The sequence below is a fragment of the Acidovorax sp. ACV01 genome (genome assembly GCF_014851495.1).
Classification (GTDB): domain Bacteria; phylum Pseudomonadota; class Gammaproteobacteria; order Burkholderiales; family Burkholderiaceae_C; genus Acidovorax; species Acidovorax radicis.
Map to the genome: position 1 here is coordinate 829900 of NZ_JACUZT010000002.1, position 12916 is coordinate 842815.

11 protein-coding genes are annotated in these 12916 nt (G+C 64.9%); 4 read left to right on the top strand and 7 right to left on the bottom strand.

Annotated elements, in window-relative coordinates; all coding sequences use genetic code 11:
* Positions 1–161 precede the first annotated feature (161 nt).
* The 6 genes from IB243_RS08310 to IB243_RS08335 form a co-directional block, all read right to left on the bottom strand.
* Positions 162–494: a DUF3325 domain-containing protein gene (locus tag IB243_RS08310; protein WP_056411776.1), complete on the bottom strand. Its 333-nt coding sequence runs from the start codon at positions 492–494 to the stop codon at positions 162–164.
* A gap of 3 nt (positions 495–497) precedes the next feature.
* Complete coding sequence (locus tag IB243_RS08315) at positions 498–2267, bottom strand: PepSY domain-containing protein (RefSeq protein ID WP_192426220.1); 1770 nt, start codon at positions 2265–2267, stop codon at positions 498–500.
* Positions 2264–2572, bottom strand: coding sequence for a hypothetical protein (locus tag IB243_RS08320; protein WP_029414101.1), 309 nt, complete (start codon positions 2570–2572; stop codon positions 2264–2266). Before IB243_RS08320 ends, IB243_RS08315 begins: the two co-directional genes overlap by 4 nt.
* A gap of 443 nt (positions 2573–3015) precedes the next feature.
* Positions 3016–3492 (bottom strand): bacterioferritin, encoded by a 477-nt coding sequence (bfr, locus tag IB243_RS08325; RefSeq protein WP_057227055.1) that lies wholly within the window; start codon positions 3490–3492, stop codon positions 3016–3018.
* A gap of 190 nt (positions 3493–3682) precedes the next feature.
* The gene (locus IB243_RS08330; protein WP_192426222.1) at positions 3683–5731 is read right to left on the bottom strand and encodes a carbohydrate-binding domain-containing protein; all 2049 of its coding nucleotides are present in this window, start codon (positions 5729–5731) and stop codon (positions 3683–3685) included.
* A 271-nt stretch (positions 5732–6002) separates the two neighbouring features.
* A complete protein-coding gene (locus tag IB243_RS08335) occupies positions 6003–6803 on the bottom strand; it encodes an FTR1 family protein (RefSeq protein ID WP_192426224.1) in 801 nt (266 codons plus the stop codon).
* A 414-nt stretch (positions 6804–7217) separates the two neighbouring features.
* Between IB243_RS08335 and ahpC the strand changes: the two genes are divergently transcribed.
* Positions 7218–7793: an alkyl hydroperoxide reductase subunit C gene (gene ahpC, locus IB243_RS08340; RefSeq protein ID WP_057269860.1), complete on the top strand. Its 576-nt coding sequence runs from the start codon at positions 7218–7220 to the stop codon at positions 7791–7793.
* A 319-nt stretch (positions 7794–8112) separates the two neighbouring features.
* A complete protein-coding gene (gene ahpF, locus IB243_RS08345; protein WP_192426226.1) occupies positions 8113–9729 on the top strand; it encodes an alkyl hydroperoxide reductase subunit F in 1617 nt (538 codons plus the stop codon).
* Positions 9730–10048: 319 nt separating this feature from the next.
* On the opposite strand, the gene IB243_RS08350 is transcribed toward ahpF, so the two are convergent.
* A complete protein-coding gene (locus IB243_RS08350; protein WP_192426366.1) occupies positions 10049–10996 on the bottom strand; it encodes a GlxA family transcriptional regulator in 948 nt (315 codons plus the stop codon).
* 106 nt (positions 10997–11102) lie between these two features.
* Between IB243_RS08350 and IB243_RS08355 the strand changes: the two genes are divergently transcribed.
* Both IB243_RS08355 and IB243_RS08360 read left to right on the top strand, forming a co-directional pair.
* Positions 11103–11903 carry an SDR family oxidoreductase gene (locus tag IB243_RS08355; RefSeq protein WP_192426228.1) on the top strand — a complete coding sequence of 267 codons (801 nt, stop codon included), beginning with the start codon at positions 11103–11105 and terminating at the stop codon, positions 11901–11903.
* 80 nt (positions 11904–11983) lie between these two features.
* Positions 11984–12868: an alpha/beta fold hydrolase gene (locus tag IB243_RS08360; protein WP_192426230.1), complete on the top strand. Its 885-nt coding sequence runs from the start codon at positions 11984–11986 to the stop codon at positions 12866–12868.
* Positions 12869–12916: the final 48 nt, after the last annotated feature.

Below are 12916 nucleotides of genomic sequence, written 5' to 3' on the forward strand. Positions count from 1 at the left end.
CCGGTGGTCGGCCCTGGCTGGGAGGTGTGCGAAGCGGTGAAGCGAAACGAATGCGTTGGGGTGGACGGGGCAGGGGGCAGGACGCGGTGTGGCCCGGGCGTGCGCAGCGCTGCGGCTGCGCCGCAGCGGCGTTCAGCCAGCCCGTGCGGCGCTGGGCGCCATCACCAGCCGCCGGCCCACGCCAGCAGCCCGGCAGCCAGCGCGACGCCGGCCGCGACCGGTGTGCGCCGCGGCTGCCAGGTCACCATGGCGGTCACCGCCAGGGCCGCGACCGACAGGGCGACCGTCCAGGCCGTCACGCCCAGCGATGCAGGCACCTCGCCCGACGGCCGCGCCGCTAGCCACAGCGAGAGCGCCAGCACCAGCCAGCCGGCGCGGCGCAGGTGCATCTGGCGCCGCGCCGTACCCTCGCGGCCCAGCGCGTCTTCGTGGTGGCGGTCCATGCCCAGCGCAATGGCCGACCATGCGGCAAAACACAGCAGAAAAGCGGACATGGATCAGGCTCCCGAAGTGGAGACGTCGGGCGTGGCCGACAGCGCCGGTGCCGCGGGCTGCGGGGCGGTTGCGTTGGCGGTTGCGGCGTGGCGCGGTGCCTGGGACACCGCCGCCCGGCCCTTGGGCACGCGCCCCGGGCGCAGCCGCCAGGACAGCCAGCACAGCAGCAGGCCCGTGGCCAGGAACGACAGGTCCATGCTGGCCCAGATCCATTCGCCCGCGGGCAGCGTGACGCCCAGGTGGGTGTGGGTGGTCAGCGCATTGATCAGCGGCAGGGCCGTCCACACGGCACCCGCAGCACCCAGCGGTACCGACCAGCCCATGCGGCTGGGCCGCACCACGGCGCACGCCAGCGCCCACAGCAGCGCGATGCCCCATGCGCTGAAGAACCAGGCCAGCTCGGCATCGGCCCGGCCCTCGATGCCCACGGGGATCAGGCGGTTGGAGGCCACATACACGCCACAGGCCAGCGGCAGGCCCGCCAGCGTGGCGATGTTGATGGCGGCCACCAGGCGCTCGCCAAAGGGCGCCTGGGTGCGCGCTGCAGGGGCGGCAGCGCCCTGGCGGCCGGCTTTGGTTTGCGACAGGGCGCTGCGCTTGACGGTCCACAGCACCATGCCCGTGGCGATCATCAGGCTGCCCAGCACGCCAAAGCCGAACAGGGCCCAGCGCATGCCAGCATCGGCAAAGCGCGCCAGGTGCATCCCGTACAGCACGCCATAGGTCTTGGCGGCGGGGCCGGTGGGGTCGGCCTGGTCCAGCCACTGGCCGGTGGTGGCGTCGAACAAAAGGCGCGGCGGGCGGTACTGCAGGCGGTCGCCCTCGTGGCGCGTGACCTCGACCACGGCGCGGCCCTTGGCATCGCGGCGCGCCTGCAGGCTGCCGATGCGCCCGCCGTCCCAGCGGGTGCGTGCTTCATTCAGGATGGGCTGCAGCGCGATGGCGGGCAGGGGCTCCACTTTGTCGTTTGCGCCGCGGCGGGGACGGCTCTCGGCCTTTTCGCCCTGCAGGTCGGCAAAGTACGCGTTGGAGTCCACGCCCTTTTCATTCTTGTACGTGGTGGCGATGCCGGCGGGCATGTACAGCGTGTGGAAGATCATCAGCCCGCTGAAGGTGATCATCAAATAGAACGGCAGCACCAGCACGCCGGTGACGTTGTGCGCATCCAGCCAGGCGCGCTGCCCGCCCTTGGTGGGGCGGAAGGTGAAGAAGTCCTTGAAGATGCGGCGGTGCGTGATCACGCCCGTGATCAGCGCCACAAACATCAGCATCGTCGCCACACCCACCACCCAGCGGCCTTCGAGGGTCCAGCGGCCCTTCTGGGCGGTACGCAGCTCGAAGTGAAAGCGGTAGAAGAAATCGCCGCCCATGGTCTGGCGTGCCTCGATGGGCTCTCCGGTCTGCGGGTTCATGCGTAGGGTTTCAAACCGGCCGTTGCCGGTGCCGCGCCACAGCAGGTTGACAGCAGGGTCGCGCTCGTCGGGCGGGTGCAGGATCCACTGCGTGACCTCGGGCGACTTGCGCACCAGGGCGTCCAGCGACTTCTGGGCCACCTGCGCATCCGCCACTTCGATGCTTGGCAGGCCGTGCATCTCGGGGCGCATCCACAGGTTGAACTCGTTCTTGAAGAACGACAGCGTGCCAGTGAGGAAGATCGCGAACAGCAACCAGCCCAGGATCAGCCCGGCCCAGGTGTGCAGCCACGACATCGCCTGGCGGAAGCCCTCGCGGTCGGCGCTCTTGCGGGCGGTGGTGGTGTGTGCGGCGGTCATGGCGTGGCTCCCATCCATTGCGGCGCCATGGCGCAGGCGCCCAGCGCCAGGGCGGGCAGCAGCGTGCCGCCCCAGGCGCCCCAGGCCGTGCGCGCATAAAACGCCCAGCCAGCGGCGATGGCATAGGCCAGCCAGGCCAGCATGGTGGCGGTCAGCACGGCCTCCACACGGGGCATGAACTGCGCCAGGCCCAGCGAAAAAGCAGCTGTGAACCCGGCGGCCAGCGCATAGCCGCCCGCGATGGCCGCCACGGAACGGGAGGTGACGCCCAAGCGGTAGCGCCAGTCCAAGCGAACGGCCTTCATGGCTGGGCTGTGGCGGCGCGAGAGGCGGCGCAGCAGTGAGAAAACGAGAGGAACAGAGACCCCGCAATGCAGGGGCTGGCGGTGCTGCGCAGCATCAGAGAGGCTCCAGGCAGGGTTGTCGTACGGCAAACGTACAAACGCTGGCTGCAGCGGCGGCGAGGCCCGGCTGACTGGCTGGCTAGGTGTGGAAGAAAATCACGGGATCGGGCGCAACGCCAATAGGGCTGCAAAGGGGTTGGCACCGGTCGTAAGAATGCATTCTACTTTTGTTGAGAAGCATTCGCATTCATTGGTGTGCAACTTGAGCTGTTTTGATGTGCATTTGCAACAGCTTGTGACGAGCAGCGCGGGGCGTCGCGGGCACAAAAAAACGGGCCGAAGCCCGTTTTCTTGATTTCTTCTTTGCTTTTTTCGTGGAGCGCTCTGAGAAACTGAAGTCTTGCTTACTCTGCCTCACCCATCTGGGATTGCAGGTAGTTCTGCAGGCCGACCTTGTCGATCAGGTCGATCTGGGTTTCGAGGAAGTCGATGTGCTCTTCCGTGTCGTCCAGGATCTTTTGCAGCAGATCCCGCGAGACATAGTCGCGCACCGTCTCGCAGTGGGCAATGCCTTCCTTGATGGTCGCCTGGGCACCTTGTTCGGAGCTCAGGTCGCAGGCCAGGATCTCTGGCACGTCTTCGCCGACCTGGAGCTTGGCCAGGTCCTGCAGGTTGGGCAGGCCGTCGAGCGTGAAGATGCGGTCCATGAGCCAGTCGGCATGCTTCATCTCGCCGATGGATTCCGAATACTCCTTCTTGGCCAGCTTGTCGAAGCCCCAGTGCTTGAGCATGCGGTAGTGCAGGAAGTACTGGTTGATGGCCGTTAGTTCGTTCTTGAGCTGGGCCTGCAGATGGCCAATGACTTGTGCGTCGCCTTTCATGGGGACTCCTTGTTTGTTCTGTGGATTCGGGCCCGATTGTCGTGACCTCGATCAATCACTGCAAGCCAAACCCCTGTTGAGCCGCTCTGTCTGCGTGTGATCCTGAGTTGTGTTCGCATCTGGACCTGCAAAAAAAGGGGCTGGCCGCCCATAGGCTGCCAGCCCCCTTTTGGTGCGCGGTCAGCGCGGGTCAGGGAAGCAGGATCGCGACTTCCTTCTCGGCCCCAGTGGCGGTGGCCTTGCACACGGCATACACCGTCTGCGCACCGGTGCTGCCCAGCGACAGCGATTTGGTGTGCGTGAGGCCGTTGGCGCTGGCCGCAATGTCGTCATACAGAGCGTCGTAGGCATTGCTTGTGCTCCACGATGCCCGGCAAGCCGCTGCCTGGTTGGTGGTCAGCACGTAGCTGGCGTTGTAGCCGGCGTGGGTGACCGAACCCACGGCAACCGTCAGGGGCTCGGTGGGTGGGGGTGTGCCCGGGGTGCCGGGCAGGCCGGTGGACTTGAGCACGCCAGGCGGGATCTGCACCATGTACGCGTCCACGTCGGTCGCGCTGCCCGTGTTCCAGTTGGAGTTGAACAGCACCTTGGTGAAGTCGCGGTTGACGGATGCGTGGGGTTCCGACCAGTACTCGTTGGAGGTCACGCGCGTGAACGCCAGGGTGTGGACCTGCGGGTTGGCCTTGAGCTCCACGGCCATGAGCTTGCGGTGGAACCACTGGCGGTTCACGGTGTCGGCGTAGGTGCTCAACAGCACCCAACCCGGCTTGTTGAAGCCCTTGCCCGACAGGTGCAGCGCCGTGGTCGATCCGTTCAGGTAGCTGGGCAGCAGGAAGGTACGAACGCCCGTGCGCAGGTTGACCAGGAAGATGTCGCCCACGTTGGCCTGGTAGTCCACCGACACATACACATCGTCGCCATTGGCATCGATCGCCAGGTCCGAGTGCTCGGACTTGTGCAGCAGCTTCTTGGACTGGCTGAAGTCGCGCGAGTACGCCACGGTGCCGCTGGCATCGTCACCCGAGACCACGCAGTAGTTGCCGCTCGGGCTCATGCTCACGTGGTCGGGGCGCACGCCGTTGGTGTTCTTGGTGCCGACGATGGTGTCGGTGTCGCGGTCCCAGGTGATCACGCCCAGGCTGTTCCAGTTGGCGTCGTCCACCATCAGGCACCAGTAGCGGCCGTCCTTGGACGGTGAGCCTTCAGAGCGTGTCCATGCCGCGTTGGCGCCGGGCCAGCGGGTTTTCAGGCGCGCAGACAGGTTGGTGACCACGCGCGTGGCACCGGTGGCGGTGTTGAGCTCGTGAATCTGCATGCCTACACCGTTGGTGGGCAGGTAGTACAGCAGATCGGGGTTGCTCGCGTGCCACTGTGGCTCGGCATCGGCTGCCAGGTACGGCAAAACCTTCAGCCGTGCGTGCGTGTGTGCGTCGTACAGATGCCAGTGGCCGTCGAGCGCATAGATCAGGTGGCGGGTGCTGTCTGCGTTGAAAGCCTGGCGGCGCGCATAGTCGTTGCGTGCAAAGGTCGCCACGCCGTCGGCCGCGTGGTTGGTGGCGCGCGTAAAGCAGGTCCCGTAGTCGGGTTCTGCCAGCACTGTGCCCTTGGCAGGCTTGGCCAGTGTGGCCGCGGTCACCAGGGTGCGTGCGGTGCTCAATGCAAAGCCGGGGCGCGCTTCGTAAAAGGCCTTGCAACCGGGGCTCAGGGTGGACGCGATCACGGTGCTGCCAGGGGCGGTAAAGCGCAGTGCGCCGTTCCACAGCACGGAGCGTTGGCCGGGGATCACGTCCAGCCCGTCAAACGCCTTGTCGCCGATGCCACGGTCCAGGGTCACGCCCTCGGCGGTGGCGGCGACGGTGGTGCCGTTGACGGTGATGGACTCCACGTACAGGTTGCGGTCTTCGCCGTTGGCGTTGGCGTCATTGGTGAACACCACGTCCACCTTGTCGCCGCCCGCAATCGAAGGCACCGAGAAACTGTAGTTCTGGTAGCTGGTCTCGCGCACCTCGGTGTCTGCCACGGCAATGCCGTTGACGCGCAACTGCATGAGCGCGCCCGCATTGGCCAACAGGCTGGCGCGGGCACGCACCACCAGGTTCGCGGCGTCGGCCTTGCTTGTATTGGTGGATTCTTTGCTGGCGGCTGTGGTCGCCGTTTCAATGCCTCCGCCCCCGCAGGCGGTCAGTGCCAGTACGGCCATCCCGCTGGCAACCGCATGGGTTAAAGATCTGGTGCTCATGGAAACTACCCTCTCGTTCAGTTGATGACATCTGCAGCCATGGCGACACCTGTGGGTCAGGTTACCGGCATGGTTCTGTAAAAAGCGGAAAGGACGGCACCCACGGCTCATTTGGTTTCAATCAGAAACACAATGGTGGATTGGTGGGGGGCCGTGGCCGTTGGCGGTGCCCCACCCTGGGCGCTGAGCGGGCGACAAAAAAGAAGGCCCTGGGTATTGCTACCCAGGGCCTGGCAAAACTGCGGCCTGCGCCGCACGGCGGACTTCGGGTTTACAGCGCCTTGGCCGATACACCTGGCTGGGCGGCGTGGGCGGTCACGGCCTGCTGGTCACGCCAGTGCGCTACGCCCAACCACACGGTGGGCACCAGCACCAGGGCCAGCGAGATGGCCTGGGCAATGGTTCCTTCGGCCAGGTCTTCCGTGGCCGCATGCCAGTAGGCGTTGTCGATGCCGGGCAGTACGCCGCCTTCCGTGAACTCGTGGAACGCGTAGACCACCAGCTGCACGGCAAACACCGCCATGAACCATGAGGTGACGCGGAAGAACCGCGAGAGGTTCACTGCGCGGCCGTAGCGCGTCCAGGCCCAGGCAATGGCAATGGCCAGCGCCAGGCCTGCCAGGCCGCCCCAGGCCATGTAAGCCAGCTCCGCGCTGCGGGCCAGGGCGGCGAGCATGGTGGCGGTTTCCACGCCTTCGCGGCCCACCATGAACAGGGCAAACAAGAACACGGCCATCCAGGCGCGCGGGCCCTCCAGCACGCTGGCGTGGTCCATGCGCTGGGCGATCTCCTGGCCCATGCCTTTTCCCGCGCTGCGCATGTGCACCACACACCAGGCCACGGTGGCAGCCGCCACCAGCGCCATGCCGCCCTCGGCTGCGGGCGACAACGCGCCCACCTGCGACAGCACCCAGCCCAGCACCAGCGAGAGCAGGGCGGCCACGCCCACGCCTGCGCGCAGCGGCAGCAGCAGGTGCAAGCGCCCGGTCTTGCGCAGGTACAGGGTGGCAATCGCCACCACCAGCAGGGCTTCCAGCCCTTCGCGGAAACAGATCAGCAGTGTTTGGAACATGGTGAAGTCAGGTCTTGCTATAAATTAATGAGCTGCTTGCGCTTATTTGTAAAGCGCTACAGGCCTTTTTGACCAATATTTTGAGAATGGCGTAAGTGCACGGCCTTCCCGCTGCAATGCGCCGCCCGAGCGGCTTTGCTGCAGTGCGGCAGATGATATGACTAAATACGAATCAGTTGTATTTGAATGTTTGACATGCCACAAGGGTTGGCTGTATCGGCGTGCTTGCCTTGCAGGCTGCCAACGCTGGTTTCTGGGGTTGAAAGGGGCAAAATGCCGATCCCCGGACCGAGGGTAGGGTGTCGATGTATAGTCACAGACAATTGATTCAATCAAATCAATTAATTGGATTGATGGCCGTGAACGGCCTAGACTTCAGTCCTGTTCAGTCAACCAACCACTAAGGAAACAGCAATGTCCCTGATCAATACGCAAGTTCAGCCCTTCAAGACCACCGCTTTCGTCAACCGCGCTGGCAAGGGTGAATTCATCGAAGTGACCGAACAGTCCCTCAAGGGCAAGTGGTCCGTGCTGATCTTCATGCCCGCAGCTTTCACCTTCAACTGCCCCACCGAAATCGAAGACGCTGCCGACAACTACGCTGCTTTCCAGGCTGCCGGTGCAGAGGTCTACATCGTGACCACCGACACGCACTTCTCGCACAAGGTCTGGCACGAAACCTCGGACGCCGTGGGCAAGGCCAAATTCCCCCTGGTCGGCGACCCAACGCACCAGCTGACCAATGCTTTCGGCGTGCACATCGCTGAAGAAGGCCTGGCACTGCGCGGCACGTTCGTCATCAACCCCGATGGCGTGATCAAGACCCTGGAAATCCACTCCAACGAAATCGCCCGCGACGTGTCGGAAACCCTGCGCAAGCTCAAGGCTGCCCAGTTCACCGCCGCCAACCCTGGCCAAGTCTGCCCCGCCAAGTGGAAGGAAGGCGCCAAGACGCTGACGCCTTCGCTGGACCTGGTTGGCAAGATCTAAGAAGGTGTGAAAGAGCCCGCCATGCCCGCTCGTCCCGCAAAAGCGCGCACCCTCGTCGTTGCAAATGCTCGCCATAGCCCAAGCTATGCCTGCGCTTTGCGCCTAGACGGAGCACGTTTGTGCGGCCCGCTCTGGCACGCCGGGCCCCTTCCCACCTTCTAGCCGCTTTTTTCGGCCGCCCAAAGCCGGACAGCGTCATGGCGCCTGTGCGCCATGCCGTCCGGCTTTTTTACGCCCGGAGTTTGACCCGCAGGCTTGATCCAAACCGCGCTTGCCATCACGCTCCCCACATACAACTCCAAATTCAAAGGACACCACCATGCTCGACGAACAACTCAAGACCCAACTCGCCGCCTACCTGGAGCGCGTGCAGCAGCCGTTTGAGCTGGTGGCTTCCCTGGACGACAGCGAGACGGCGCGCGACATGCGCGAGCTGCTGACGACCATTCAATCGCTGCGCAGCGACAAGATCACCCTGCGCACCGATGGCAACGATGCGCGCAAGCCTTCGTTCAGCCTGCAGCGCGTCGGCGCTACCAACTCCTTGCGCTTTGCTGGCCTGCCTCTGGGCCACGAGTTCACCTCGCTGGTGCTGGCCTTGCTGTGGACCGGCGGCCACCCGCCCAAGGTCGAGCAGGACGTGATCGATTCGATCAAGGCGCTGGACGGAGACTTCAACTTCGAGGTCTACATGAGCCTGACCTGCCACAACTGCCCGGACGTGGTGCAGGCGCTGTCGCTCATGGCCATCGTCAACCCCCACATCAAGACCACTGTGATCGAAGGCGGCGCCTTCCAGCAGGAAGTGACCGACCGGGAAATCATGGCCGTGCCCATGGTGTTCATGAACGGGCAGGTCTTCGGCTCGGGCCGCATGACCATCGAAGAAATCGTGGCCAAGCTCGATACCGGCGCCGCCGCCCGTGACGCGGCCAAGCTGTCGGCCAAGGCGCCTTACGACGTGCTCATCGTCGGCGGCGGCCCCGCCGGCGCCGCAGCCGCCGTGTACGCTGCCCGCAAAGGCATCCGCACCGGCGTGGCGGCCGAGCGTTTTGGCGGCCAGGTCAACGACACGCTCGCCATCGAGAACTACATCTCCGTGCTCGAAACCGACGGACCCAAGTTCGCCGCAGCGCTTGAAGCCCACACCCGCGCCTACGACGTGGACATCATGAACCTGCAGCGCGCCGACCAGCTGATCCCCGCGGCCCAGCCCGGCGGCCTGATCGGTGTGCAACTGGCCAACGGGGCCACGCTGCAGTCGAAGACGGTGATTCTGTCCACCGGTGCGCGCTGGCGCAATGTCAACGTGCCCGGCGAAGCCGAGTACAAGAACAAGGGCGTGGCCTACTGCCCGCACTGCGACGGCCCGTTGTTCAAGGGCAAGCGCACCGCGGTGATTGGCGGCGGCAACTCGGGTGTCGAGGCCGCCATCGACCTGGCCGGCATCGTGGCCCATGTCACGCTGGTGGAGTTTGCCGACCAGCTCAAGGCCGACGCCGTGCTGGTCAACAAGCTCAAGAGCCTGCACAACGTGACCATCCACACCAACGCCCAGACCACCGAGATCACCGGTGCCGACGGCAAGGTCAACGGCCTGAAATACAAGGACCGCGCGACCAACGTGGAGCACCTGGTGCAGCTCGAAGGCGTGTTCGTGCAGATCGGCCTGGTGCCCAACACCGAATGGCTCAAAGGCACGGTGGAGCTGTCCAGGTTCGGCGAGGTCATCGTCGACTCGCACGGCCGCACCAACATCCCCGGCGTGTTCGCGGCGGGCGACTGCACCACCGTGCCGTTCAAGCAGATCGTGATCGCGGCGGGCGACGGATCGAAGGCCGCGCTGAGCGCGTTTGACCACCTGATCCGCATGCCCGTGGTGGTGGCTGCGCCGGCAGGGGCTCCGGCCGACGAGCCTGTGGCAGAAGTTGCCTGATTTTTTGGTGAAAATGGCCGCTAGCGCTTTATGGTAAAGCGCTGGTAGCTATCAAAAAAGGAGCGAATGGTTGTCTTGTGCAGCCGGTCGCTTTTGTTTGGACCGTAGGGCGCCACCGAGCTTGTGCTCCATTGCGATTTGCTCGACGGTTGAGACTCCGTTCTGGGCACTCCGCAGTCCTTCATTCGTGCGAGAAGCCGTCGCCCTTGGCCCGTGGCCAACGCGCGACAGCTTGAGGTGTCGCACTTCCTAGAACGCACATGTCCAACGCCAATCCAGACGTCGCATGGCAAGACTTTCACCGTCATCTCGGCACGCTTCAGGACCCCGGGCGGGCGTCGCGCCGTAGTGACTGAGGCGGCTTGCCGAAGCCCCGCATGAACGCCTCGCGAAGATGGCGCCGATCGCGAAAGCCCGTTTCCCGGGCAACCACCTCCAGCGGATGGCGGCTGCGCTCGATCATCAAGCGCGCTGCCTCCACGCGCAGACGCTCTACCGCCTTGGCTGGCGACTGGCCGGTCTCGGCCGTGAACACACGGCTGAACTGGCGCGGGCTGAGGTTTGCGGCAGCAGCGAGTTCTTCCACGTTCAGCGACTGCGCCAGATGGCTGCGGGCATGCTCCAGCGCCCGTGCGATGCGGTCCGAGCGTGGTGCGAGATTCAGGATCTCCGAATGCTGCGACTGGCCGCCCGAGCGGCGCTGATGCATGACCAGCCGGTGCGCCACCGATCGCGCCACCTCGTCGCCCATGTCCTTCTCGACGAGGCCGAGCGCCAGATCCAGTTCCGCCGTCATGCCGGCCGAGGTCCAGATCGGGTCATCGGCGATGAAGATGCGGTCCGGCTCGACCTGGACATCGGGATGGCGCTGCTGCAGTGCGTCCGCATAGGCCCAGTGTGTCGTGGCGCGTCGCCCTGTTAGCAAGCCCGCCTCGGCCAGCACGAAGGCTCCGGTGCAAAGCCCCACGGTCCGACGCGCCCGAGCACTGCACTTTCGCAGCGCATGCAGCAGGTCGGACGGCGAGGGCGTGGCCAACGGGTCGAGCACGCCGACCACCATCCAGGTGTCGGCCGCGCTGCGGGCGGTAAAGGGACGCGTCTGCAGGGCCGTGCCCAGAGACGATTTCACGCTGCCCCCTGCCAGCGAGTAACAGGCCACCTCGTAGAAGGGCTCGCCCGCCACAACGTTGGCGAACTCGAACACCGCCTGCGTGGCCAGCGCCATCACCTGAAAGCCGGCCGGCAGGACGTAGCCGATTTTGTGCATTTTTTCTCCGAAGCTGATGGCATAAAAAGTGACTATAAGCGTCATTTACGCCAGACACCAGACGGCACAAAATTCGCTCCATCGCAACCACAAACGGAAAACCACCATGACGCAGACGAACCTGGGCACCGCCCTCATCACCGGCGCCTCCTCCGGCATCGGGGCCCTCTACGCCGACCGCCTCGCGCAGCGCGGCTACGACCTCATCCTCGTTGCCCGCAACCGCGAGCGTTTGAACCCGCTGGCTGCGGAGATCACCAGCCGCCACGGACGCGCAGTGGAAGTCTTCCCCGCCGACCTGAACGATCCGGTGGCGCTGCGCAGCGTGGAGAACAAGCTCAAGCGCGATGCCAGCATCACCCTGCTGGTCAACAACGCCGGCATCGGCACGCACACGCCGCTTCTGGAGAGCGACGTGGACCAGATGGCGCGCATGATCGACCTCAACGTCACGGCGCTCACGCGGCTGAGCTACGCGGCGGTGCCCGGCTTCGTGGCACGCGGCAACGGTGCGTTGATCAACATCGCCTCCGTCGTGGCCGTCTCGCCAGAAGCCTTGAATGGCGTGTATGGCGGCAGCAAGGCTTTCGTGTTGGCTTTCAGCCAATCGCTGCAGCACGAGCTGGCCGGCAAGGGCGTGCGGGTGCAAGCCGTGCTGCCGGGGGCGACGGCCACCGATTTCTGGGCACGCGGTGGCCTTCCCGTGGAGCACCTGCCGGCGCAGATCGTGATGCGTGCCGAAGACCTCGTGGACGCAGCCTTGCAGGGCTTCGCGCGCGGCGAGTCGGTGACGCTTCCTGCGCTGCATGACGGTGCCCTCTGGGATGCCTTTGAGGGCGCGCGCAAGTCGATGGCGCCCCACCTGTCAAGCAACGAAGTGGCGCCGCGCTACCAGCCCTTGCGCTGAGTGAAGGCGCATTGATTGCGCCAGTAAGTATCCATCCATGGCCCCTGGGCCACGTCCCCCCAAATTCAAGGAAACCCACCGTGCCAACAACCCGCAATGATCCACTCTCCGACATCAAGATCCCCGGGACCGAGGAACACTTTCTCGATCCGCTCAGCTCAAAGAAGGGAAGCCCGGGGCGATTGCGCTATCTTTCGGGCGGAAAGGGGCCAGCGTTGGTCCTGCTGCACACCGTGCGTACCCAGGCCGAGCACTTCCGCCACCTCATCCCGCTGGTCCAGGATCGGTACACGGTGTATGCCCTTGATCTCCCTGGAATGGGTTACTCGGAGATCGTGCCGGGCGCTTCCTACGAGGAGCCGGCCATGCGCGAGGCTGTCAAGAGCCTCATCACCCGACTCGACTTGCGCGACGTCACGCTGCTTGGCGAATCGATGGGTGCCACGCTCGCCCTCACCACCGCAGCCGATCTGCCCGAGAGAGTGCGGCGGGTCGTGGCGATCAATGCCTATGACTACGCAGGCGGCATCAAGCGGTCCAGCCTGCTGGCCCGGTTCGTCGTGACCGGCGTGCTGACGCCCGTTGTCGGCACGACGATCGCTGGAGTCCAACCCAAGCCGATCGTGCGCGCCGTGCTCCATGGGGGTCTCGGCGACACGGCCGCGCTGCGCGATGACTATCTCGATGAACTGTTGAAGGTTGGACGTCGGCCCGGCTATCCGGTCGTCGCCCGCGCGGTGTACGCCAACCTGCCCAGTCTTATCGCGGCCCGCGCCCGTTACCCCGAGGTCAAGGCACCCATCCACCTCATCTACGGAGAGAAGGATTGGTCGAGGCCCTCGGACCGGCAAGCCAACAAGCAACTTCTTCCCGCGGCCGAGTTTGTCCAGGTGCCTGGCGCCGGCCACTTCATTGTTCTTGAGCGGCCGGATGTGGTTGCCAAGGTGCTGAACAACGCGCTGTGAGTTCATAGCGTGATCTTTCGATTCACCCGCAACAACCCTGAGGTGCTC